This window comes from Natrinema sp. HArc-T2 (assembly GCF_041821085.1).
Taxonomy (GTDB): domain Archaea; phylum Halobacteriota; class Halobacteria; order Halobacteriales; family Natrialbaceae; genus Natrinema.
This window is the reverse complement of sequence record NZ_JBGUAZ010000002.1, coordinates 332185-354465: the sequence shown is the minus strand read 5'-3', so window position 1 is coordinate 354465 and position 22281 is coordinate 332185. Positions and strand designations below refer to the sequence as shown.

Below are 22281 nucleotides of genomic sequence, written 5' to 3'. Positions count from 1 at the left end.
GCGCGACGACAGTCCGATGCAGAACGGACGCTTCATAGGATCGTAGCACCAACGGCTGTCCGTGCACTCGAGTGACCGCGATCGGGTCGTCCTCGCTGTCCTCGTCTTCGCGGTGTTGTTCTCGCAGCTGTTGCTCTATCCGGGCGTGTCGACGCTCGTCGCGACGCTGGGGGCCGACGAGGCGGCCTCAACCTTTGCCGCGAGCGCGCTCGATGCGAGTATGTGGTTTCTGATCGCCGAGTTCGCGGCGTACGTCGCGTTCGTCGGCGTCTGGGGGATCGTGAGCGACACGACTGGTCGGCGGACGCCGTTTATCGTCACCGGCGCGATCGCCGGCGCAGCCGGCTACGCCACTCTTGCCGCCGTCCCCACGCTGGACTCGATCCCCTTCGCGGGCGTGCTCGCCCTTCGCGTCTTCCAGGGGGCGATGACCGTCGGGGCGTTCTCGCTGACGATGACCATGCTGATGGATCTGGAGGGTGGCCACGGTCGGAACATGGGCGCGGCCGGAATCGCCATCGGCTCCGGGGCCGCACTCGGCGCGCCGGTCGGCGGCCAACTGACCGAGCTCGACCCGCGCGCGCCGCTGGTCGTCGCCGCCGGCTTGCTCGTCTGCGTGAGCCTCGCCGTCTCGAGCGTCGACGACCGCACGCCCGACACGCGCCGAACTGCTCGCGCACTCGTCGACGGGATTCGCCGGCAGCCGATGCTTTCCGTTCCGTACGCCTTCGGGTTCGTCGACCGACTCACAGCTGGCTTCTTCGCGCTCGTGGGGACGCTGTACTTCCAACAGCAGTTCGGCCTCGACGCCGGATTGACTGGGCTCATGTTGGCATGCTTTTTCGCGCCCTTCGCCCTCCTGCAGTATCCAATGGGCGCGCTCTCGGACCGGATCGGGCGGACGATCCCGATCGTCGTCGGCTCGCTGTGTTACGGCGTCGGCATCATCGCCGTCGGCGCTGCGCCGTCGGTCCCGATTGCCGCGGTCGCCATGATCGCCGTCGGCGTCCTCGGTGCGCTAGTCGCCCCCGCGACGATGGCGCTGGTCTCCGATCTGGCTGACGAGAGCGAGCGCGGCCTCGCTATGGCCGGGTTCAACCTCGCCGGCAGCCTCGGCTTTCTCGGCGGCTTCGCCCTCGGCGGCACCGTCGCCAGCCGCTACGGCTACGATCTCGCCTTTCTCGTCGTCGGCGGCCTCGAGATCGCCATTGCCCTCGTCACGGTCCCGATCTTCCTCCGACTCTCGCTCGGGGCGGCCGATCGGGTCCGCTCGAGCGACCGCGGCGACGCCTGAGCGTCGCGACTCTCGCCGTAGCGAGCGTCAATTTATCAGTGACCGTGGCAGTCTTGCGTCGCGACCGGTGGGCTTTTTCTGCCGGCCGACACAGTAGCTGTATGAACTATCGCGCCGTCGAGACGACCGACGAGTACGTCGCCCGCCTCGAGACGGGTGCCGACTGGCGGGCCGAGATCGAGTCCCTCGCCGACGCGGTCGACGCCGATGCCGCCTGGTTTACCGCACTCGGCGCGGTCCAGGACGCCGAACTGTGCTTCTACGATCAAGATGAATGCGAGTACGAGCCGATCGAATTCGACGAACCGCTCGAGGTTGCCAGTTGCGTCGGGAACGTCTCCATACTGGACGGCGACCGCTTCGCCCACACCCACATCGTCCTCTCGGGGCCGGACGGCAACGCGGTTGCCGGCCATCTGAACGAAGCGACGGTCTGGGCCGGCGAGGTCCATATGCGTGTCTTCGAGGAGTCTCTCGAGCGCAACCACGACGAGACGACCGACCTCGACCTCTGGCTCTGACATGCGGGCGGAAGACGAACGCTACTTCGAACGGCTCGAGTCCCAGTTAGACGATGCGTTCGACGTGGCCGAGCGAGCCAAAGAACGCGGCGGCGATCCGAAGCCCGAAGTCGAGATCCCGACCGCACGCGACATGGCCGACCGCGTCGAGAACATTCTGGGCATCGACGGCGTCGCCGAACGGGTCCGCGAACTCGAAGGCCAGATGAGCAGAGAGGAGGCCGCCCTCGAGCTCGCGGAGGACTTCGCCGAGGGCCGCGTCGGCGACTACGAGACGAAAGCCGGCAAGGTCGAAGGTGCTGTGCGTACTGCGGTCGCCCTGTTAACCGAGGGGGTCGTCGCCGCGCCGATCGAGGGGATCGACAAGGTCGAAATCCTCCAGAACGACGACGGCTCCGAGTTCGTCAACGTCTACTACGCCGGCCCGATCCGCTCGGCGGGTGGGACTGCACAGGCGCTGTCGGTGCTCGTCGCCGACTACACCCGTGCACTCGTTGGGATCGATGGGTACAACGCCCGCGACGAGGAGATCGAGCGCTACGCCGAGGAAATCTCGCTGTACGACAAGGAGACCGGCCTCCAGTACACGCCCAAGGACAAGGAGACGAAGTTCATCGCCGAGCATATGCCGATCATGCTCGACGGGGAGGCCACCGGCGACGAGGAGGTCTCTGGCTTTCGCGACTTAGAGCGGGTCGACACCAACAGCGCCCGCGGTGGCATGTGTCTGGTCCTCGCGGAGGGGATCGCGCTGAAGGCACCGAAGATCCAGCGCTACACCCGGAACTTAGACGAGATCGACTGGCCGTGGCTGCAGGATCTCATCGATGGGACCTACTACGACGACGCTGCGGACGAGGAAGACGAGGGAAGCGATGCGGACGGGGACGACGGGGGAGATGGCGACGAGGAAGACGCAGCCGCCGATGGAGACGCCGCGGACGACGAGCCCGAGGGACCTCCGCGCGTCGAGGAATCCACGAAGTTCCTCCGGGATCTGATCGCTGGTCGGCCCGTCTTCTCCCATCCCTGTGCCGAGGGCGGCTTCCGGCTGCGCTACGGTCGCGCGCGCAACCACGGCTTCGCGACCGCCGGCGTCCACCCCGCCGCGATGCACCTGGTCGACGACTTCCTCGCGACGGGGACCCAGATCAAGACCGAACGGCCCGGCAAGGCCGCCGGCGTCGTCCCCGTCGACTCCATCGAGGGGCCGACCGTCAAACTGGCAAACGGCGACGTGCGCCGGATCGACGACCCCGCGGACGCACTCGAGATCAGAAACGGCATCGAGAAGATCCTCGATCTCGGCGAGTACCTGGTCAACTACGGCGAGTTCGTCGAGAACAACCATCCGCTCGCGCCCGCCGCTTACACCTACGAGTGGTGGGTCCAGGATCTCGATGCGGCGGGGGCGGACGTCCAGGCACTCGAGGACGACCCTCGAATCGACCTCGAGTTCCCTGACCCTGAGGAGTCTCTCGAGTGGGCAACCGAATACGACGCACCCCTCCATCCCGAGTACACTTACCTCTGGCACGACCTATCGGTCGACGCCTTCTGTACGCTCTCCGAGGCGGTTGCGGAGGGCCGGGTCGAAGACGACACGCTCGTCCTCGCCTATACCGATCCCGTCCGCGACGCTCTCGAGACGATCGTCATCGAACACCGCCAGCGCCCCGACGAGGACCGTCTCGAGGTCGACGACTGGCGACCGTTCGTCCGGACGCTCGGCTGTGAGCCTCGGCAAGCGGTCGCCGACGGCGCGGCCCTCGAGCCCGAAGAACAGGAGCCGACCGTCGAACTCGAGCGCACCTGGTCTACTGACGACCTCTCCGAGCGCGCGCGAACGTGGGGCCACGAGGCCGACGGCGACAACGCCATCGAGGCGGTCAACGAGGTCGCGCCCTTCCGAGTCCGCGAGCGCGCTCCCACCCGGATCGGCAACCGGATGGGCCGTCCCGAGAAGTCGGAGAGCCGCGACCTGAGCCCTGCCGTTCATACGCTCTTTCCCATCGGCGAGGCCGGCGGTACGCAGCGCAACGTCGCCGACGCCGCCACCCACGCCGAGACGATGTCCGATACCCCCGGCGTCGTCGAACTGCAGGTCGGCCGGCAGCGCTGTGAGACCTGTGGTACCGAGACGTTCAAAAATCGCTGTCCCGACTGCAACGAGCGGACGACGCCGGATTACCGCTGTCCCGACTGCGACCAGCGCCTCGAGCCCGACGACGCCGGCCGCGTCGAGTGCGATCGCTGCGAGCGCGAGGGGACCTGCGTCGAGACCCGCGAGATCGACGTTCACGAGGAGTTCCGCGACGCCCTCGAGTCCGTCGGCGAACGCGAGAACGCCTTCGAGATCCTGAAAGGCGTCAAGGGCCTGTCATCACAGAACAAGATCCCCGAACCCATCGAGAAGGGGATCCTCCGGGCGAAACACGACGTGTCGGCGTTCAAAGACGGCACCGTCCGCTACGACATGACCGACCTCCCGGTCACGTCGGTTCGAGCAAGCGAACTCGACATCGACGTCGGTCAACTGCAGGCGCTTGGCTACGGGGAGGATATCCACGGTGAACCACTCACCCACGAAGACCAGCTTGTCGAACTCAAAGTCCAGGACATCGTCCTCTCGGACGGTGCAGCCGAGCACATGCTCAAGACCGCCGACTTCATCGACGACCTCCTGGAGCAGTACTATGGCCTCGAGCAGTTCCACGAGTTCGAGGACCGCCAGGATCTGGTTGGCGAACTCGTCTTCGGGATGGCACCGCACACGTCGGCGGCAACTGTCGGGCGTGTGATCGGTTTCACGAGTGCGGCCGTCGGATACGCACATCCGTACTTTCACGCCGCGAAACGACGTAACTGCGACGGTGACGAAGATTGCGTGATGCTACTTCTCGACGGACTTCTCAACTTTAGTAAATCTTTTCTGCCCGACCAGCGCGGGGGGAAGATGGACGCCCCGCTGGTCATGTCCTCGCGGATCGACCCCTCCGAGATCGACGACGAGGCCCACAACATGGACGTCGTCTCCCAGTACCCCCGCGAGTTCTATCTCGCGACCCGCGAGCAGGCCGACCCCGAGGACGTCGACGTCGAGATCGCCGAAGAGAACCTCGGCACCGACCTGGAGTACACCGGCTTCGAACACACCCACGACACCACCGACATCGCGATGGGGCCCGACCTCTCGGCGTACAAGACGCTGGGGTCGATGATGGACAAGATGGATGCTCAGCTCGAACTCTCGCGGAAACTCGTCGCCGTTGACGAGACTGACGTCGCCGAACGGGTCATCGAAGGCCACTTCCTGCCAGATCTGATCGGAAACCTCCGTGCGTTCTCGCGACAGGAAACCCGATGTCTTGACTGCGGCGAGAAGTTCCGCCGGATGCCGTTGACCGGCGACTGCCGCGAGTGCGGTGGTCGGGTCAACCTCACCGTCCATCAGGGCTCGGTGAACAAGTACATGCAGACCGCGATTCAGGTCGCCGATGAGTACGACTGTCGCGACTACACGAAACAGCGCCTCGAGGTTCTAGAGCGGTCGCTCGAGAGCATCTTCGAGAATGACAAGAACAAACAGTCAGGGATCGAGGATTTCATGTAAACCAATCTTTTACGCTGTCGTTCGAGAGAGCTTGAGTGGTCTGCGTCGCTTCTGAATCGTGGCTACACCGGTACGCTATTCGAATCCGGTGACTCGAGCGAACGCTTCCGAAACGAGTCTTCAAACCAAACCCCGATCACTCAAGCTCTCTCGGACCTCGCGGGAGCAAAGCTCCCGCTTAGTGTTGATCAAAACCACCGGCAAACGACCCTGCTCGCTATCGCTCGCAGGCTGCCCTTCCGAGCCTTCGTTCGCTCTGTCTTCGCGCGGCAACGCCACGCGAACGGCCTGCGAGACCGATGGTCTCGCACTGCTCACGAAGACACTCCGTCCTCCGTTTCGGCCCCTTCGGGGCCTTCTCATCAGTCGTCGGTCCGCTCGCCCCCTGCGGTCGCTCGCGGTTGGTATCGGTCAACCCTCTGTCTCCGTTGCACGGACGCGTTGCGTTCGCAATGCTTGGATTGCGGGCATGCAACGTGCTGCCGCTGACTGTTCGAGGATCGTGTCTCTCACGTCCTCGAGCGGGACCCGACGACTGCGCGCTGTGGCTTTATCGCCGTCGCGGCTGTGGACACGTCTATGGTCAACACTGGTGAGACACCGGCATCTGAAGGCGAGGAGGCAGCCGTCGAGGAAGTACGAGAACTCAACTTCGGGCAGACGGTCTACGACGAGGACGGCAACGAACTCGGCCACATCCGCGGGTTCGAGCAGAGCGGTTTTTTCGTCACGACTCGAGAGGGTGCCGAGGCGATGAGCGTCGAACACGCTCGCTCGGGCCACGCGTTCGGCGAGGCAGAGCTCATGTGGCGCTGTCTCGACTGCGGCGAGATGGGCCATATCGATGGCGACCTTCCGCCGGAGTGTCCGAACTGTGACGCTGACCGCGAGGAGTTGATGTACTGGACCGAAGACTGATACGGTCTGTTGTACCGATGTCCCGGTGCACCCGCAGGGCGGTCGCAGTCCCACCGGCACTGACTGACTGACAGGCGTCCGTATGAGTCGGTAGCTCGAGTCGGGGTCGCGGACCTCGTCGACGCCGGCGCACACCAATTTCATATAGCACGTTGGAGTTTATTGTGGCGGGGCGCGTAGCTCACGAGTGGTGAGTCACATGGCAACCGAAGAACGACAACTAGGGTTCGGAACGGTCGTTTACACCGAGGACGGCACGAAAGTCGGTCGCATTCGCGGTGTCGACGAGGACGGCGTCTACGTCACGCTCCGTGATGGAATCGAGGGACTGAGCGTCGAACACGTTCGATCGGGCCACGAGTTCGGCGAGGCGGAACTCATGTGGCGCTGCTGGGAGTGTGGCGAGCTCGGGCGACTCGAGAACGACCTCCCCGACAGCTGTCCGTCCTGTGGTGCCAAGCGAGAGGAACTGTACTACTGGACTGAAGACTGATAGTAGTCTGTATGACCGCAGTTCGTCAGACTGCGGTCGCGGACGACAACCGTTTTTACCGCGCTCGCTCCACCTCGTGCCATGGAGATCGTCGTCTTCGGTGCTGGCAGCCTCGGCAGTCTCGTCGGCGGGCTGCTCGCACGCGACCACGAGGTCACGCTCGTCGCTCGCGAGGCTCACGCTCGTGCCGTTCATGAGTCGGGACTACGTCTCGAGGGTGTCTTCGACGACGGGCCATCCCGTGTGTTTCCTGTGGCGACGACTGATGGGACGGGACTCGAGGCTGACCTCGCTGTCGTCACGGTCAAAGCCTTCGACACCGCCACGGCTGCCGACGCACTCGGGACGGGCTCGATCGAGGCCGTCCTCTCGTTGCAAAACGGGATGGGGAACGAATCGACGCTCGCGGCGCGGCTCGGAGCGCCAGTCCTCGCTGGCACAGCGACCTACGGCGCGATCCTCCAGGAACCGGGACACGTCGAATGTACGGGCTCCGGCGAGATCGTACTGGGGCCACGGGACGGTGGCTCCTCGGCGCTTACGGACCGCGTCGGTGCGGCGTTCACCGCGGTCGGGTTCGAGACGACCGTCGCCGACGACATGCCCCGCCGACTGTGGGAGAAACTCGCTGTTAACGCAGGCATCAACCCCATCACAGCGCTGACCGCCACCGAAAATGGGGCGACCCTCGAAGCGCCAGCGACCGACCTCGCACGGGACGCGACCCGGGAGACGGCACGGGTCGCACGCGCCTGTGGCGTGTCGCTGTCGAATCGTGAAGCACTGGCAGCGATGGAAGCCGTTGCATCGGCGACGACCGCGAACACGTCCTCGATGGCTCAGGATGTGCTGGGCGAGCGGCGCACCGAAATCGACGCGATCAACGGGTACGTCGTCGACCGGGCGGTCGAGAACGGGCTCGAGGTGCCGACAAATCGAACGCTCACGGCGTTGATCCGGACGTGGGAACAGGGTCGCGACCTTCGGTGAGCCGTCGCTGCTGGCACGGTCGACGCAAAATACCGAACCCGACGGTTCGAACGCGCTAAACGGGGATTAGAACGGTGCCTCAGGTCCTTCGTCGGCTTCGCCGTCGTCGTCGACGGTTTCGCCGGGGAAGGAGGGACTCATGCCGCCGCCCATGTCGTCGCCGCCGTCCATACCGGTGGTCGCGTTGACCTGCTCGATCTCGGGGATCTCTTTGACCATGCGGCTCTTGATCGCCTGAATCGTCATCGGCGAAATGCCACAACCGCTGCAGGCACCGCCGAGGGCGATGCTGACGACGCCGTTCTCACGGTCGAGGTCCTGAATCGCTGCGCTACCGCCGTGCATCTGGATCTGCGGGAAGTTCCGTCGCAGGAAGTTCGTCACGCGCTCCTCGAGGTCGTCCCCGTCGTTCTGGGTCTCGGTGCTCATGAACCCCACTTGGGTATCAGCCCCCCTAAACCTTCCGTCATCCCTATTTGACTGCCGGCGTCACCGACGCGCTGAGCCCGCGTTAGGCGAACCCGAACACGCGCTGGAGTTCGGCCTCGATCTCTTCGACGTGAATCTCTAATATCTGCTCGAAGCGCTCTTCGTCGACGACCACGCCTGTGAGGCGCCCGTGGGGATCGTCCGGCAACTCGACGCGGAACTCGCCGTCGCCCTCGTAGAAGGGCTCGCTCTCGTTTAGCACTTGCTGGTCGATCGCGTGGACGAGTTCGGAGTCGTACTGGTCGTTCATCCGGTTGAACGCGTTTTTATACGCCTGCTGGAGTTCGGGGAAGTAGTTGGCGTACTTGTCTTCGAACTGCTCGGGGTCGAAGTCGGCCATATCCGAACTGAAGGAGAGCGGCGACAAAAGTCGGACGATCGGTTCGTTCGACATTGATCCGGTTTCTTCCGGTCTGTGCACGTCTTACGGATGATGTGGGCCGAGTACGGCGCCCGCCAGTAAGATGCCAGTACCAGTCCGCTGAAACTGTATGGGGTGCCTATACAGGCACCCGCGTACGCAAGCGGAACGGACACTCCGACCCTTGGCGACACCGAAAACATGGTTACGACACAGGACCCTCTCCCTCCTGAGGCGCTGCCTCCGGGATGGGGTCTGGCCGAGTTGGGGGACGATCAGTTCGTCTACCGGCACACTAAACCGCCGATCGAACTGGTCGCGGACTGCGCGTCCGCCGAGCAATCCCATCCGGGGCTCGGACTCTGTCGGTGCTGGACGATTCGCTACCGGTACTACCTGATGCACTCTCGGATTTCTCGGTCCATCGGTCACGTTGCGACGCGTCAGGCCGCCCTCGACAGCGTGCTCGAGTGTATGCGACGCATTCACGCAACCCTCTCGAAGGCTGACGATCCAGTTACGGTCGGTGCGATACTCGAGGATACCAGTCTTGCCGATCCCATTCCGGACGGCGTCTCTCCGGCGTCGGATCACCGGTCGGAGTAACGTCTCGAGTGACAATCGATCCCCGACCGCTTTGGTAGGGTCTGGAACGCCACTAGACGCGCCGCGTCAGCTGCGCTCGTACCGCTCTCTGACACCCAGTACAGACGTCGTACAGCCGTGTCATGGTCGATAACAGCGGGTACTGAGCGGAGCCGCCCACGTAGATCGATTCGACGACCGATCGGTACCGTCTTCCGCTCGGCCCGTCTCGATCCGTCGACCCGGTAAGCTGTGCTTGCCGCCGGCTGAGACGGGTCTCGAGGCGGTCCCGATATGTCTCAAGTTGCTCGTGTTTGGCCTGTAACGAATCGAAGCCATGCTGCAGGAACGACTCGTCTGCGGTTGCCTGCAGCCAGTCGACGATCTCGTCGATCTCCGTGATCGCCGCCTCGAGCGTCGACTGTTCCTGCTGGAAGAGCTCCGCTTGTACCGTGAGTTCTCGGCGGCGGGTCGACACTGCCTCGAGGACCGCGGCTTTGAGCGGCGGCGTCCAACCGGCGTCGGTTGCGAGCGCAACGGCGATGTCTTCGGTCAACATCGCCGCCATCGTCTCGACCTGTGATTCGTCCGCACAGTCGCCGGTGCTGTGGGACCCGACGGTTTCGTCGAACGCCGTCCTGACGGTCCTACAGCGGTCAGCCGACGTCGACGGGGCTGGCCCACGTCCCTGAATCGCTTGCGTCGCCGTTGCTGTGGGCATCGCTGCTTGCCGGGACTGGATCGATGTCGGTTGCGCTGCCGGGACTGCCCGAACACGCCGTGCGAACGTCTCGAGTGCCGCGTCACGATCTACGATCCTGGCTTGCTCCTCGACGACGTGCTCGAGCGCTCGGTGGACTGCCGTCGTGTCCGTCATCGGTCCACCGCTCGGGTGCAGACGAGGCCGCCGCGCGTCTGCTCGTCGGTCGTCAGCACGAACTGCCAGTCTCCATCGCCGAGTGCGGTGACCTCGCGCACACCCACCGACGTCGTCGACGGTGCCGTCCGGCGAAGGATGTCGATCCCGATCGGCAGTGTTGGAATCCGACGTTCGTCGCTGTCGATCGCGTATCCACGCAGCGTGACAGTCCAGACGTTCTCGTCGGTCGTCTCGACTGACTCGCGTGTGAGCCCGTATGCCCGTATCAGCGACAACGAATCCAGATACTCGAGACTCGTCGCGACCGGATCGTCGACCGGATCGACCGGTGAGAGGTTCGCTGCCGCTGCCCGTAGCAATCGGGTCCGCTCGGCTGCCGCGAGGTGTCGATCGAGTTCGGCTGCGATCGTCTCGAGTAACACCAGACAGAGCGTGTTCCGATCTGTCGTCGCTTCGGCGGCGGCCAGATATGTGTCCATGATCGCACGTTCGACGCGCTCGTGATCGTGACTCGAGAGCGCCTCGAAGACGGCGCCGGAGACGTCGTGGCAGAATCCGATAAGTGGGCTGTTATTCGTCACAGTTCGCGCCCGATCGACAGCTCGTCGCCGATCTAGACCAGTCGTCGAACGCGCGGACTCGTCATAGGTATGGCCCTCCGCACTGGCTCGAGTCTGCCGGACGATCGGATCGTAAAACGGGAGCTGTGGATCGTACCGTCTGAGGGCGGCGCGGTACTGTTCGGTCGCGCGGGCAGCATCCGCTGCGTCCGACCGAGTCGCGAACTGCCGGCCGGCGACTGGGACGGGCTGTTCGCCGGAGCGAGCGCAGACAATGTCGTACTCCCCGTCGTCGCTGGCCAGCCGTTCGATGGACTGTCGAATCTCTCGGAGCGTCGTTCCGACCATGAATTCCTCCAGTATGTTCGTATGTCTTTAGGCTGGCCTAAACCATGATAAGTCCTCTGGATTTTAGGCGAACCTAATACCTCGTCGGCAGACCACGTCGTCGATCCCAGCACGTGGCTGCTGCGGATCGTTCACGGCAGTCGTGGCCGATTCGGGCTTCTCCGGATCGCTCACGCTGTCGTCTCCCTTTGAACGCATCGTTAATATGAATCGTATAATGGTATATTGAATCGTCCCATCGGCGGGACGTGATCGGCAGCACAGTGTTTATGCTGGATAACAAGCTATTGGTGGTAGCGACAGCCACGGTATACTGATCGCTTGGCCTCCTATGACTACGCAGATCCCGTTTGCGATCGATTTTCACGTCCACTCCGAGGACTCGTATGACGGTCACGAGCCGGTCGAACTCATCCTCGAGCACACCGCCGATATCGGCCTCGACGGGGTTGTCATCACCGACCACGACGAGATCGACGAATCGCTGCGTGCTGCTTCCCTCGCACCGGAGTACGGCCTGATCGGGATTCCCGGCGTCGAGGTCTCGACCAAACACGGCCACCTGCTGGCGATCGGCGTCGAGGACCGACCGGAGCCCGGCCAGGCGTTTATGGACACCGTCCAAACCGTCCGCGAACGCGGTGGGGTGGCGATCGTCCCCCATCCCTTCCAGCGCAGCCGCCACGGCGTTCGGAAACGCCACATCGCCGATGCCGACGCGATCGAGACCTACAACTCGATGGTCTTTACGGGATATCGGAATCGGCGCGCGCGCCTCTTTGCGAGCCGACGAGATTATCCCCAGATCGGTGCCAGTGATGCCCATTACCTCCCAAACGTGGGGAAATCATACACCGAAGTCCTCGTGACGCCCGACACGGCGACACCGACAAAGGCCGATATCGACGGCGACGACCTCATCGAGGCGATTCTCGAGGGCCGGACACAGATCTACGGTAAACGGACGCCGATTCACAAAAGCGCCGTCCAGTACGGAAAAGGGGCCGTCCGCAAGTCGGCGTATCTGTTCACTTCGCGTGCGCCGTTGCTGCCGACGGTGCCAGCGTCGATGGATCGTTAGGTCAGTTGTTCACCGACGAGGTCGTCGGCGCGCTCGACGAACGCCGCTTTGTGGCCGCTAGGGATCGTCGCCCCCGCTGCGACGTCGTGCCCGCCGCCGTCGCCGCCGACCGCTCTCGAGGCCTCGCCCATCACGACCGAGAGATCGAGCCCCTGCCGAACGAGCGAGTGGGTGCCGCGTGCGGAGACTTTCAGTTCGTCGTCGTTCTTTGCTGCAAAGGCGATGATCGGCTTCGAGCGGCTGATCCCCTGGTTGCCCATCGCCATGCCGGCGACGATCCCGACGATGGTCTCGCGGATCTCGTCGCCCGCGTCGAACCACTGGACGTGGGCTTCTTCGGTCGTTCCCTCGCGGGTGACGAGGTCGATGCCATTCGAGAGGTTTCGGCGGTGTTCGGCTAAGAGTTGCCGGGCACGCTCGAGTGCGCCATCCCGATCACCCAGACAGACGCCCAGTCCGACGTCGGCGCGCTCGTAGCGGGCGGTCGCGTTGAGCAGCGTCGAGAACTCGCTTGCATCCCGGAGTTCGGTACCGACGGGCTCCTCGCTCAACACGTAAGCCGTGCCCACGAGTTCGTCGATCTTCGCCGCAGGGACGCCACTCGAGACAGCCTTCCGGACGAGCGCGCTGGCGACGGTCTGTTTCTCCTCTCCTGAGAGATCGGCCCACCGGCGCCACTCGCCGTCGCGTTTCAACTCGAGCTCGAGCCCGTCGAGAAAGCGCAACGCGCCGTTGGCGTCGTTCGAGATCCCCGGAATGTGGACGTCGGTGGCGTACTCGAGGAGTTTGGGGAGCGGACGGGTCTGTTTCCCGTAGAGTGCGAGGTCCTTGCCCGTCTCGAGAACGGCAGCCTCGACGCCCTCTGCGACGATTCTCTCGTTCGCGCCGTGGAGTTCGCCCCCGGACGCCTGCATATCACCGACGGCCCCAACGACAGCGAGGGCGGCCAGGTCGCGGTTGTCGGCGCGGACTGTCGTCCCTGCTGGGCCGGCGGCGGTTCCGCCATCAGTTGCGGCGGCTGGTGAACTGTCGGAGACATCGGCGAGCGCCCGCGCGAGGACGTAACTCGCACCGGCACCCGACAGCTCCGAGGCCCCGTTGATGCCGAACAGTAGTGGGTTGAGGTGGTACTCTGTGTCACGGTCGGCGGGCTGGTGGTGATCCGCGATGATCGGCGTGAACGCGCCGGCGTCCTCGTACTCGCCGATCACGTCGAGCTGGCCGCTCCCGAAGTCAGTAAACAGGACGGTCTCGTAGTCGGTCGCCGCGATTGCGGCGATCGCGTCCTCGTCGAGCTGTTTCTCGAAGACCGTCTCGAAGGGGATTTCCGCCCGCTCGAGTGCTTGCGCGGCGATCGCGGCGCTCGTGAGTCCGTCGGCGTCGATATGCGAGGCGAGCAACACGCGATCGGCCTCGCATAGCCGCTTGGCGCACGTTACCGCGCGATCCTCGAGTTCGGGAACCGGCCCTGCCATCGAGAAACCGTGGGGCGGCTTCGCTCATAAACCCGCGGATCACTGGCTCACTGCGGTTCGTCCGCGGGTTCGACTCACGCCGGTGGGGTCGATCAGTCGTCGTCGGTCACTGCGTCGATGGTTTCCGTCGCCAGCCGGTCGAACGTGGCCTCGCTCGCGACGAGATCGACAGCGACGCCGTGTGCCGCTGCCGTCTCGCGGGTCGGCTCGCCGATGACGCCGACGACGGCGTCCTCTAGCCCCGCGATGGCTTCCTCGCGGAGTCCCCGCTCGGCGGCAGCCTCGAGGAAGTGCTCGACGGTCAGCGACGAGGTAAAGCAGGCGGCGTCGAGCCCGCCCTCGGCGGCCACTTCGGCCGACTCGCCGCTCTTTGTGGGTCGTACGAGCCGGTAGAGGATCGTCTCGTGGACGTACGCGCCCGCGTCCTCGAGCCCCTCGAGCAACACGGGGCTGCCGTGGTCGCTGCGGGCGACCTCGATGCGTGCGCCGTCGACCGCAGTGCCGAGCGATTCGACGAGGCCGCTCGACGTGTATTCGTCTGGAACGTGGTCGACCGCGTAGCCTTCCGCGCGGAGCGCGTCGGTCGTCGCCGGCCCGATCGCACAGACGGTCTCGCCGTGTGGCTTCCAGCCCGCTTCGGCAATGAGTTCCGCGCCGGTCTTGCTCGTGAAGACGACGTAGTCGGCGTCGGTTCGGGGCCGTGCGTCGGTCGCCTCGACGGCCAGCATCGGATCGGGGATCGGCTCGGCATCGCGGTCCTCGAGGAACGCGACAGCCTGCTCGAGGCGGTCGTCGTCGGGCCGGAAGACGGCCACTGTGGGTGTGTCACTCATTGATTACTCCTCACCCTCGGTCGCGCCGTAGTCGGTTCGGAGGAAGTCGACGATCGACTCGCGCGTGCCCGCGACATCGCCGATCACCGTCACTGCTGGTGGTGAGATCCCTTCCTCGTCGCGGACGTCGACGATGGTCTCGAGGGTTCCCGTCGCGACCTGCTGGCCGGGCCAGGTTCCGCGCTCGATCAGCGCAACCGGCGTCTCGGGTGCCATCCCGGCCTCGCGCAGGGCCTTCGTGTAGTCGGGCAGGCGGCCGACGCCCATCAGCACGACGATGGTACCGCCGGTAGCCGCCAGGGCCTCCCAGTCGACGGCCGACTCGTCTTTAGTGGGGTCTTCGTGGCCTGTAACGAACGAAACCGACGAGGCGTGATCCCGATGCGTGACGGGGATGCCGGCGACGGCGGGCGCGGCGATCGCCGAGGTGACTGCAGGGACGACCTCGAAGGGAATCTCGTGGGCCGCCAGATACTCTGCTTCCTCGCCGCCGCGGCCGAAGACGAAGGAATCGCCGCCCTTGAGCCGGACGACGGACTTGCCTTCGCGAGCGAGTTCGACCAGTCGCTCGTTGATCTCCGATTGGGGCGTACGCTCGCCGCCGGCGCGTTTGCCGACGTCTTCACGGCGCGCTTCGGGAAGCTGGTCGATAATCTCCGGGCCGGGCAGCTTGTCGTGGAGGACGACATCGGCGGCCTCGAGCAGCCGTTTCGCCTTCACGGTCAGTAACTCGGGGTCGCCGGGGCCGCTGCCGACGAGGTAGACGGTGCCGGGTTCGGCGTCGATGGCGGAGTCTGACATTCGGTATGTCCTCGCTATTTCCCCGCGGGCGTATCTTCTTCGGAGACCGCATTGTCGCCATCGTCCTCGCGGGCTGCGTCGATCAGGTCCGCGGCACCGCGATCCGCGAGATCGCGTGCGAACTCGCGGGCGGCTTCGGCGTGGTTCTCGATCGGCAGGTCCCGGCTGCCGGTCACCGACTCCTCGCCGTCGCTGTCGAAGACGCTGACGGTCGCGTGGACGTACTCACCCTGGACGACCGCGTAGATGCCGACTGGGGCGATACAGCCGCCGCCGAGCTCGGCCAGGATCGTCCGCTCGACGGTCGTCTCGACGCGGCTTCGTGGGTGGTCGATGAGGGTCTGAATGTCGCGGGCGGTCTCGCCATCCCGGGCGGTCACCGCGAGCGCTCCCTGTCCCGGTGCCGGGACGAACGTCGATGTCGGCAGTTCCTGATAGTCGACGTAGTGGTCCAGTCGGCTCCGCTCGAGGCCGGCGTGGGCGAGGACGATCGCGTCGTACTCGGTCTCGACCTCCCGACCCAGCGCCTGGCGCTCGAGTTCCGAGAGGTCGTCGAACCACTCGTCGACGGTGCGGTCGTACTCGGCCTCGAAGTCCTCGTTACCGGTGTTGCCCTTCCGCTCTTTGTCTGCTTCCGAGCGCTGCTGGTGTTCCGCTTGCAGCGCGGGTGCGAGCAACTTCTCGAGGCGCGTGTCGACGTTCCCGCGCAGCGGCTCGACCTCGAGGTCTGGCCGCTCCGAGAGGAGCTGGGCGCGCCGGCGGAGACTCGAGGTGCCGACGATTGCACCGTCCGGTAACTCCTCGAGCGTTGATCCGTCGGGCGTGACGAGGACGTCCCCCGGTCGTCCGCGCTCGGGCACCGCAGCGGTCACGAGTTCCTCGGGCTGTTCGGTCGGCATGTCTTTCATCGAGTGGATCGCCCCGTCGAGGTCGCCCTCGAGGACGCGCTCGTCCAGTTCGCGGACGAACGCACCGGTCTTCCCGAGTTGGTGGATCAACTCGTCTTCGATCTGGTCTCCCGTCGTCTCGATGGTGACGAGTTCCACCTCGTACCGGCGGTCCTCCAGTGCCTCTTGTACCAGCGAGGCCTGTCGCCGGGCGAGCGTGGATCCCCGCGTCGCCAGTCGTAGCGTCCCGCGCGTTCTCATAGGCGTCAGTGGGTGCCTCGGGTATGAAAAGCGCACGCTTGTTCGACGAGGGGGCCGCCGACCCGTTTGGCAGCTTATACGACTGGACAGAAGTCAATACGAAGCGGTCACCGGAACCCACTGACAGCCGTCCGTATCGGCATGCAACTCGTTACCGATAGCCTCTGGTTCTGCGAATATATTCGTCCATTCATTCATAGTGATCTGGCGTCTGGTTATTCGCGATGAGCGATACGCTCTACGAACGACTCGGTGGCGAAGACGGAATCAAAGCAGTTGTCGACGAATTCTACGACCGCGTCGTTGCAGACGAACGGGTCGCATACTACTTCGAGGACATGGATATGCAGCAACAGCGCGCCCATCAGGCCCAGTTCATCAGTTCGGTCGCCGGTGGGCCGGTCGAATACACGGGCGACGATATGAAGACCGCCCACGAGGGGCTCGGGATCACCCTCCCGGAGTTCAAGGTGATCGCGACCCACCTTGGGGATGCGCTCGCCGAATTCGATGTCGACGAGGACGACCGGAAGGCAGTCCTCGAGGCGGTCGCGAGCTACCAGGACGACATCGTCGCGACGGCCGAAGCGGCTGACTAAGTAGCGCCTACAGCGCTTCCTTGTAGGCCTCGAGCGTCCGTTCGACGTCTTCCTCGGTGTGGCTGTAACTGACGAACTGACACTCGAACTGGTTCTGCGAGAGGAAGACGTTCTGGTCTTTCATCTGGCCCCAGAAGATGCGCCGCCAGCGCTCGGTCTCGGCGTTTTTCACGTCGCCGGCGTTTTTCGGACAGGTGTCGTAGCGCGGACAGGTCGGGTCCTGCCGACAGCCGGCGGTGCACTGTTCCTCGAGCGAGTCCGGTCCTGGGCCCTCGCGCGTGAAGATCACCTTGAACATGCTGTCGGTGCCGGTGACGGTGTAGCTGGGGGCCTGGTCGGCGACGATGTCGGTCAGGCCGCTGCGGAGTCGGTCACCGAGCCCGTTGACGTGGTCGTAGACATCGTTTTCGGCGGCGAACTGTAGCGTCTCGAGGCCGGCGGCCATCGTGACTGGATGACCCGAGAAGGTGCCGGCCTGGAAGACATCGCCGGTCGGTGCGAAGCCCTCGATGATCTCGGCGCGACCGCCGATCGCACCGACGGGGAAGCCGCCGCCGATGATCTTGCCGAACGTCGTGAGATCGGGCGTGACGCCGAACTCGCTCTGGGCACAGCCGAGGCCACCGACGCGGAAGCCCGTAATCACTTCGTCGAAGATCAGCAGCGAGCCGTGTTCTGCGGTGATCTCACGGAGGAACTCGTGATAGCCGTCTTCGGGGTAGACGATGCCATAGTTGCCCAGAATGGGCTCGGTCATTACGGCCGCGATGTCGTCGCCGTGTTTCTCGAACACGTCGCGGACGGCCTCCTCGTCGTTGAACGGTACTGGAAGCGTGTGGTCGGCAAACGACTGCGGAACGCCGGCGGAGGATGGTTTCGGGTTGTCGGCGTCGCCTTCGACCAGCGTCGACTCCTGTGCGCCGTGGTAGCCGCCCTGCATGACGACGATCTTGTTCCGACCGGTGTAGCCCCGTGCGAGGCGCACGGCGGAGGTCGTCGCTTCGGTCCCGGAGTTGACGAAGCGGAGCTTCTCGACGCTCGGGACATGGCGGACGACGAACTCCGCGAGGTCGACTTCGATCTCCGTCGGCGTCCCATACATCGGCCCTTCGCTTGCTTTCTGCTGGATGCCCGCCTGGACGGGTTCTGGCAGATCGTGGCCCAACAGCAGCGGGCCGAGCCCCATTACCCAGTCGATGTAGCGGTTCCCGTCGGCGTCGATGACGTGGCCGCCGTCGCCTTTCTGGACGAAGAACGGATACGGTTCGATCGCCGCGCGAACGGCGGAGTTGACGCCACCGGGCAGCACCGACAGCGCCCGATTGTACAGCTCGCGTGAGTTGTCGTCGGTCATGCGCGCCCTTTCGGAGTCGGACGGGAAAGGAGTACCGAGGTTGGGTCGCGACGCGTCGTCCGTCGCCCGCGTTCGGGTCGTGTCCGTTCGGGATCGTGGTTCACGCCAGTCCGTCCGAGAGCTGATCGTCCGACGGGAATGTAACAGAAATCACTATCGTAACAACTGAAACGGTTTACACACCGATCGCACAGCAGTCGTGCGATCAGATGTGCATTGACTGTCAGTGGCTACTATAACACACGCCAAGATTGAAATAGTCCGATCAGACATATTCGGACGTGAAACGAAGGAGTAAGTTACTTTTCGCCGGCGTCGGCGTCGTGTTACTCTTCGGTGTTCTCGGAACGACGGTCATGAACGCGTCCGCGGAGTTCGTCACGCCGACCTCACTCGAGAACGGCGACTACGATGGCGAGTGGGTCAACCTCGAGGGCAAAGTCGCCAACCTCGAACAAGACGGTAACGAGATCCGGTTCGCTGTCACGGATAACAACACGTCCGTCGACGTCGTCTACGACGGGGCGATGCCCGAGACGATGGCCGAGGGCCGGATCGTCGTCGCGAAGGGAACTGTCGAGGACGGCTCGGTCGACGCATCCGAACTCTCCGTTCGGGCCCACGAAGGCGGCGGTGACGGAAACAGTACCAACAGTACTGAAATGCCACCGACCGAACAGGCATAACGACATGGGGACGATCAGCGTCGATGGCGTGACGAGACGGCTCGGCTCGACGACCGCGCTCCGTGATGTCTCTTTTACCGTCGATTCCGGTGAGCACGTTGGGCTGTTCGGTCCCAACGGCGCAGGAAAAACCTCCCTGATGCAACTGCTGTCGACGCTTGCCGCCCCCGACGACGGTCGCATCCGGATCGACGGCGACGACGTGACGCCGGACGCGACTGCGGTTCGTGCGAAACTCGGCGTCGTCAGCCATCGACCGATGGTCTACGGCACGCTTACCGCCCGCGAGAACCTGCGACTGCACGCCCGACTGCGAAGCGTCGATACAGAGCGCGTCGAACGGGTCCTCAAGGACGTGAACCTCCGAACGCACGCCTCGACCCGCGTCGAGGACTTCTCGCACGGTATGACCAAGCGCCTCTCGATCGCGCGTGCAGTGTTGCACGACCCGACGGTCCTGTTGCTCGACGAACCGTACGCCGGCCTCGACCAGCGGTCGGCGATGGACCTCCAGCGGATCCTGACGCGGTTCGACGATCGAACCGTCGTCATCGCGACTCACGACCTCGAGCGGGCCGTCGACGACTGTGACCGCGCACTCGTACTCGTCGACGGCACGCTGGAACGAACCGTCTCGCTGACCGACCTCGACCGCCACTCGTTCGAGACCGAATATCTCGAGGCGGTCGGTCGCTCTAACCTGCAATGACCGACAATACCACCGTCAGCTACTGGCGGACCGTCCTCGAGGTCGCGCGCAAGGACTTCCGCATCGAGTTACGTTCCAAGCAGGTGCTCAACACCGCAGCCGTCTTCGCGCTGCTGGTCGTCATCATCTTCGCGTTCAGTTTCGCCCGCACGTTCGCGAACATCGACGTCGTCGCGAGCGGTGCGCTCTGGGTCGCGTTCGTCTTCGCCGGGACGTTCAGCGTGAGCCAGAGCGTCGCCGTCGAAGAGGCCGACGCCGGCCTCGACAGCCTGTTGCTCGTTCCCGTGGATCGCTCGGCGATCTACGTCGGCAAAGTCGTGAGCAACACCGCGTTCACGGGGGCCGTCGCCGTCATCACGCTCGGGTGTATCGTCGTTTTCCTCGACTTTACCATCCTGCCGGGCACGGTCCCGCTGTTGTTGCTCGTCATCGCCCTCGCGGCGTTTGGTTTCGCCGCGACCGGCGTGCTCATCGCGACGATGACGGCTCGAGCCCGGCTCAGCGACCTCCTGTTGCCGCTGTTGCTCGTGCCGCTCGTGATTCCGGTGTTGCTCGCCGGCGTCGAACTCACGCGGGCGATCTCAGAAGGACTGCCGCTGTGGCAGTGGTTCCGGCTCCTGCTGGCCTACGACGGCGTGTTGTTCCTGATCGGGATCGCGCTGTTCGAGTACGTCGTCGAACGATAGGCCGTTTTGATCCGTTTCACCAAATCAGTTAGGGGTGGTGACTTTCCTAACGACTGATTGATGGAGTCATAATCCAGCGAATGCAGAGCTCAGATGAATTAGTTACTCATCAGTGCAGTGGTATTCGATTTCCATTGAGTCGATTTCGTCGCTTTGGTCGTTTTTAGCGAGTAGTGTGAGGCGACCATGGTGTGGTGGTGAGCCAATAGTGATACGGTATTCACGAGCATCGGTTGTGGGGATTTCGTTTAGGAGATCGCCTTCAGAGTTCTTGAGAAGAATTGACTCAATAGGGTGTGTGTTACCTGATTCCTGCAATGAGATCAGCAGTGCAACTGATTCATCGGATATCATAGCACTCGCTTGCTGTAGGACATCTCCGTCACCGTGTTCGAGAGCGGTTGTCGTACAGTCAGGGGAATCAGAACTGGCATTACTTGAACACCCTGCAAGCCCGGTCGCACCAATCACTGCACTGGATGCAAGGATTTTTCGACGTGACAACGCTTCGCTGGAGGGAGTATGGTCGGAGACCATACTGAGTTATTAATAAATATAAGTTATATAACTTCTGATGTAATTGGCAGTGCGGCATCCGCACAGCTACATACTGGCTGGTTCAGCAAAATCTGAACGAAATCAACCGCTGTGAATCGGTCGCTGGTCCCCCGCCGGTAGCAAGTCAGCCTACAGGTACCGATACGCGGCCAATCCGATCGCGATGACGGCGACGAAGCCGAGACTCACCAGACCGAGCGGGAACTCGCCGGTCCCCGAACCGCCGTCTGTCTGATCGCTGGCGACCGATTGATTGGACTCGGTGATGCTCACCGAGATCTGGTCGTCCGCCTCGAGCGGCCCCGTACTCGTCACCATCGGCATCGGCGCGTCGGCTTCGACGAGGTTGTCTGAGACCTCGACCTGAGTCAGGTCGTATTCGGCGAACTGGATCGCGAGTTGCTCGACGTCGTAGCCGACCGGTTTCTCGAACGCCCGGTCCTCGAGTCGATAGAACACGTCGACGGTAGCGTTTTCCTGGGGGCCGATCGTCGTCTCGACCGTCGCCGTGTCGTTCGTTCGGCTGACCGCGGTGCGTTCGTTGTCGACCATTCCCGTGACGACCTCTGCGTCTGACGGCACTGCAAAGCTGACGTTGCCGGCGAACGGTCGATCGGCGCCGTTCTCGACGGAAACCGTCTCGACGACGAACAGCCCGGTCCCGTTTTGTGTCGGCCCGACACGCAGGAGGTGGTTCACTGGTTGGCCACCACCGAGAGTCAGTGCGTCTCGATCAGTCGTCGGCGTCGGCAACTCGAAGGTCGTGTCCGTCGTGTCGTTTCCGGTCGAAACCACCCGCTCGTAGTCGGCGCCGTTCGCCTCGATCTCGAGGGTGTACATTCGATCGGGCTGGACCGGGCCGATCGTGAACGAGCCATCCGTCGCGTTCACCTGTGTCACCTCGGGACCGTGCTGGCTCGTGACGGTGATGGTGGCGTTCGAAATCGGCGTGCCGTTCTCGTCGACGAGTTCGCCCGAGATCGTGTCGTTCAGGACGAACGCGGGTTGCTCACCGTCGTCGACGAGGGCGTAGTGTGTCGTACCCTCGTGCTCGAGTTCGATGAAGTAGGTGATGGCACCCTCGACGGACTCGTAGGTGAACGAGCCGTCTTCGACCGTCGTTTCGGTTGCGTTGCCGACGAGTTCGTTACTGGGGTCCAGTGGCGCGATCGTGACCGTCTCACCGTCGGCAGAACCGTCGGCGACGGTTACGGTTCCCGAAACCGACGCGGCAGTTGCGGTCATGGGGACGGTCAGGAGCGATACGAGGACGACGAAGCCGAGGACTGTTTTTCTCAT

General features: G+C 63.9%; 23 protein-coding genes. 12 read left to right on the top strand and 11 right to left on the bottom strand.

What is annotated here, in order from left to right:
• Positions 1–61 precede the first annotated feature (61 nt).
• The 6 genes from ACERI1_RS06290 to ACERI1_RS06265 all read left to right on the top strand — a co-directional run bounded on the left by ACERI1_RS06290 (position 62) and on the right by ACERI1_RS06265 (position 7829).
• A complete protein-coding gene (locus ACERI1_RS06290; protein WP_373617218.1) occupies positions 62–1294 on the top strand; it encodes an MFS transporter in 1233 nt (410 codons plus the stop codon).
• Between the two features lie 101 nt (positions 1295–1395).
• A complete protein-coding gene (locus tag ACERI1_RS06285; protein ID WP_373617217.1) occupies positions 1396–1815 on the top strand; it encodes a PPC domain-containing DNA-binding protein in 420 nt (139 codons plus the stop codon).
• Position 1816: 1 nt separating this feature from the next.
• Complete coding sequence (locus ACERI1_RS06280; protein WP_373617216.1) at positions 1817–5428, top strand: DNA polymerase II large subunit; 3612 nt, start codon at positions 1817–1819, stop codon at positions 5426–5428.
• 579 nt (positions 5429–6007) lie between these two features.
• The gene (locus ACERI1_RS06275; protein WP_373617215.1) at positions 6008–6346 is read left to right on the top strand and encodes a hypothetical protein; all 339 of its coding nucleotides are present in this window, start codon (positions 6008–6010) and stop codon (positions 6344–6346) included.
• Between the two features lie 199 nt (positions 6347–6545).
• Positions 6546–6839 (top strand): hypothetical protein, encoded by a 294-nt coding sequence (locus ACERI1_RS06270; protein ID WP_373617214.1) that lies wholly within the window; start codon positions 6546–6548, stop codon positions 6837–6839.
• An 81-nt stretch (positions 6840–6920) separates the two neighbouring features.
• Positions 6921–7829: a ketopantoate reductase family protein gene (locus ACERI1_RS06265; protein WP_373617213.1), complete on the top strand. Its 909-nt coding sequence runs from the start codon at positions 6921–6923 to the stop codon at positions 7827–7829.
• A gap of 66 nt (positions 7830–7895) precedes the next feature.
• On the opposite strand, the gene ACERI1_RS06260 is transcribed toward ACERI1_RS06265, so the two are convergent.
• Together ACERI1_RS06260 and ACERI1_RS06255 are read right to left on the bottom strand one after the other, a co-directional pair.
• Positions 7896–8258 (bottom strand): NifU family protein, encoded by a 363-nt coding sequence (locus ACERI1_RS06260; RefSeq protein WP_373617212.1) that lies wholly within the window; start codon positions 8256–8258, stop codon positions 7896–7898.
• Between the two features lie 82 nt (positions 8259–8340).
• The gene (locus ACERI1_RS06255; RefSeq protein ID WP_373617211.1) at positions 8341–8658 is read right to left on the bottom strand and encodes a DUF5783 family protein; all 318 of its coding nucleotides are present in this window, start codon (positions 8656–8658) and stop codon (positions 8341–8343) included.
• Positions 8659–8880: 222 nt separating this feature from the next.
• On the opposite strand from ACERI1_RS06255, the gene ACERI1_RS06250 reads away from it, so the two are divergent.
• Positions 8881–9285: a hypothetical protein gene (locus ACERI1_RS06250; protein WP_373617210.1), complete on the top strand. Its 405-nt coding sequence runs from the start codon at positions 8881–8883 to the stop codon at positions 9283–9285.
• 52 nt (positions 9286–9337) lie between these two features.
• On the opposite strand, the gene ACERI1_RS06245 is transcribed toward ACERI1_RS06250, so the two are convergent.
• Both ACERI1_RS06245 and ACERI1_RS06240 read right to left on the bottom strand, forming a co-directional pair.
• Positions 9338–10141 (bottom strand): hypothetical protein, encoded by an 804-nt coding sequence (locus tag ACERI1_RS06245; RefSeq protein WP_373617209.1) that lies wholly within the window; start codon positions 10139–10141, stop codon positions 9338–9340.
• Positions 10138–11052, bottom strand: a complete 915-nt coding sequence (locus ACERI1_RS06240) for a hypothetical protein (protein ID WP_373617208.1) — start codon at positions 11050–11052, stop codon at positions 10138–10140. Before ACERI1_RS06240 ends, ACERI1_RS06245 begins: the two co-directional genes overlap by 4 nt.
• 331 nt (positions 11053–11383) lie before the next feature.
• On the opposite strand from ACERI1_RS06240, the gene ACERI1_RS06235 reads away from it, so the two are divergent.
• A complete protein-coding gene (locus tag ACERI1_RS06235; RefSeq protein ID WP_373617207.1) occupies positions 11384–12133 on the top strand; it encodes a PHP-associated domain-containing protein in 750 nt (249 codons plus the stop codon).
• Here the strand turns inward: ACERI1_RS06235 and ACERI1_RS06230 are convergent.
• From ACERI1_RS06230 to hemC, 4 genes are all read right to left on the bottom strand, one after another.
• Positions 12130–13608 (bottom strand): DHH family phosphoesterase, encoded by a 1479-nt coding sequence (locus tag ACERI1_RS06230; protein ID WP_373617206.1) that lies wholly within the window; start codon positions 13606–13608, stop codon positions 12130–12132. The two genes, ACERI1_RS06235 and ACERI1_RS06230, sit on opposite strands and share 4 nt — an antisense overlap.
• A 92-nt stretch (positions 13609–13700) precedes the next feature.
• Positions 13701–14441, bottom strand: coding sequence for a uroporphyrinogen-III synthase (locus tag ACERI1_RS06225; RefSeq protein ID WP_373617205.1), 741 nt, complete (start codon positions 14439–14441; stop codon positions 13701–13703).
• Between the two features lie 3 nt (positions 14442–14444).
• Positions 14445–15242, bottom strand: coding sequence for a uroporphyrinogen-III C-methyltransferase (cobA, locus tag ACERI1_RS06220; RefSeq protein WP_373617204.1), 798 nt, complete (start codon positions 15240–15242; stop codon positions 14445–14447).
• A 14-nt stretch (positions 15243–15256) separates the two neighbouring features.
• Positions 15257–16390: a hydroxymethylbilane synthase gene (gene hemC / locus ACERI1_RS06215; protein WP_373617203.1), complete on the bottom strand. Its 1134-nt coding sequence runs from the start codon at positions 16388–16390 to the stop codon at positions 15257–15259.
• Between the two features lie 224 nt (positions 16391–16614).
• Between hemC and ACERI1_RS06210 the strand changes: the two genes are divergently transcribed.
• Positions 16615–16989 carry a group 1 truncated hemoglobin gene (locus ACERI1_RS06210; protein WP_373617202.1) on the top strand — a complete coding sequence of 125 codons (375 nt, stop codon included), beginning with the start codon at positions 16615–16617 and terminating at the stop codon, positions 16987–16989.
• 7 nt (positions 16990–16996) lie between these two features.
• Here the strand turns inward: ACERI1_RS06210 and ACERI1_RS06205 are convergent, their stop codons facing one another.
• A complete protein-coding gene (locus ACERI1_RS06205; RefSeq protein WP_373617201.1) occupies positions 16997–18343 on the bottom strand; it encodes a glutamate-1-semialdehyde 2,1-aminomutase in 1347 nt (448 codons plus the stop codon).
• A 281-nt stretch (positions 18344–18624) separates the two neighbouring features.
• Between ACERI1_RS06205 and ACERI1_RS06200 the strand changes: the two genes are divergently transcribed.
• The 3 genes from ACERI1_RS06200 to ACERI1_RS06190 are packed head-to-tail and all read left to right on the top strand — an operon-like array spanning position 18625 to position 20424.
• Entirely contained in the window at positions 18625–19029 is a 405-nt protein-coding gene (locus ACERI1_RS06200) for a cytochrome c maturation protein CcmE (protein WP_373617200.1), read from the top strand.
• Between the two features lie 4 nt (positions 19030–19033).
• Complete coding sequence (locus tag ACERI1_RS06195) at positions 19034–19738, top strand: ABC transporter ATP-binding protein (protein WP_373617199.1); 705 nt, start codon at positions 19034–19036, stop codon at positions 19736–19738.
• On the top strand, positions 19735–20424 hold the full coding sequence (locus ACERI1_RS06190) for a heme exporter protein CcmB (RefSeq protein WP_373617198.1): 690 nt from the start codon (positions 19735–19737) through the stop codon (positions 20422–20424). Before ACERI1_RS06195 ends, ACERI1_RS06190 begins: the two co-directional genes overlap by 4 nt.
• Positions 20425–20526: 102 nt before the next feature.
• On the opposite strand, the gene ACERI1_RS06185 is transcribed toward ACERI1_RS06190, so the two are convergent.
• Both ACERI1_RS06185 and ACERI1_RS06180 read right to left on the bottom strand, forming a co-directional pair.
• Complete coding sequence (locus tag ACERI1_RS06185) at positions 20527–20961, bottom strand: hypothetical protein (protein ID WP_373617197.1); 435 nt, start codon at positions 20959–20961, stop codon at positions 20527–20529.
• A gap of 150 nt (positions 20962–21111) precedes the next feature.
• Positions 21112–22281, bottom strand: a complete 1170-nt coding sequence (locus ACERI1_RS06180; RefSeq protein ID WP_373617196.1) for a carboxypeptidase-like regulatory domain-containing protein — start codon at positions 22279–22281, stop codon at positions 21112–21114.

Bases quoted from the DNA above. Each gene is read 5' to 3' on its own strand.
- ACERI1_RS06260 (WP_373617212.1), bottom strand. From the start codon at position 8,258: ATGAGCACCGAGACCCAGAACGACGGGGACGACCTCGAGGAGCGCGTG.
- ACERI1_RS06185 (WP_373617197.1), bottom strand. From the start codon at position 20,961: ATGGTCTCCGACCATACTCCCTCCAGCGAAGCGTTGTCACGTCGAAAA.
- ACERI1_RS06210 (WP_373617202.1), top strand. From the start codon at position 16,615: ATGAGCGATACGCTCTACGAACGACTCGGTGGCGAAGACGGAATCAAA.
- hemC (WP_373617203.1), bottom strand. From the start codon at position 16,390: ATGAGAACGCGCGGGACGCTACGACTGGCGACGCGGGGATCCACGCTC.
- ACERI1_RS06190 (WP_373617198.1), top strand. From the start codon at position 19,735: ATGACCGACAATACCACCGTCAGCTACTGGCGGACCGTCCTCGAGGTC.
- ACERI1_RS06255 (WP_373617211.1), bottom strand. From the start codon at position 8,658: ATGGCCGACTTCGACCCCGAGCAGTTCGAAGACAAGTACGCCAACTAC.
- ACERI1_RS06275 (WP_373617215.1), top strand. From the start codon at position 6,008: ATGGTCAACACTGGTGAGACACCGGCATCTGAAGGCGAGGAGGCAGCC.
- ACERI1_RS06250 (WP_373617210.1), top strand. From the start codon at position 8,881: ATGGTTACGACACAGGACCCTCTCCCTCCTGAGGCGCTGCCTCCGGGA.
- ACERI1_RS06265 (WP_373617213.1), top strand. From the start codon at position 6,921: ATGGAGATCGTCGTCTTCGGTGCTGGCAGCCTCGGCAGTCTCGTCGGC.
- ACERI1_RS06240 (WP_373617208.1), bottom strand. From the start codon at position 11,052: ATGGTCGGAACGACGCTCCGAGAGATTCGACAGTCCATCGAACGGCTG.
- ACERI1_RS06270 (WP_373617214.1), top strand. From the start codon at position 6,546: ATGGCAACCGAAGAACGACAACTAGGGTTCGGAACGGTCGTTTACACC.
- ACERI1_RS06195 (WP_373617199.1), top strand. From the start codon at position 19,034: ATGGGGACGATCAGCGTCGATGGCGTGACGAGACGGCTCGGCTCGACG.
- ACERI1_RS06245 (WP_373617209.1), bottom strand. From the start codon at position 10,141: ATGACGGACACGACGGCAGTCCACCGAGCGCTCGAGCACGTCGTCGAG.
- ACERI1_RS06205 (WP_373617201.1), bottom strand. From the start codon at position 18,343: ATGACCGACGACAACTCACGCGAGCTGTACAATCGGGCGCTGTCGGTG.
- cobA (WP_373617204.1), bottom strand. From the start codon at position 15,242: ATGTCAGACTCCGCCATCGACGCCGAACCCGGCACCGTCTACCTCGTC.
- ACERI1_RS06235 (WP_373617207.1), top strand. From the start codon at position 11,384: ATGACTACGCAGATCCCGTTTGCGATCGATTTTCACGTCCACTCCGAG.
- ACERI1_RS06180 (WP_373617196.1), bottom strand. From the start codon at position 22,281: ATGAGAAAAACAGTCCTCGGCTTCGTCGTCCTCGTATCGCTCCTGACC.
- ACERI1_RS06280 (WP_373617216.1), top strand. From the start codon at position 1,817: ATGCGGGCGGAAGACGAACGCTACTTCGAACGGCTCGAGTCCCAGTTA.
- ACERI1_RS06225 (WP_373617205.1), bottom strand. From the start codon at position 14,441: ATGAGTGACACACCCACAGTGGCCGTCTTCCGGCCCGACGACGACCGC.
- ACERI1_RS06230 (WP_373617206.1), bottom strand. From the start codon at position 13,608: ATGGCAGGGCCGGTTCCCGAACTCGAGGATCGCGCGGTAACGTGCGCC.
- ACERI1_RS06285 (WP_373617217.1), top strand. From the start codon at position 1,396: ATGAACTATCGCGCCGTCGAGACGACCGACGAGTACGTCGCCCGCCTC.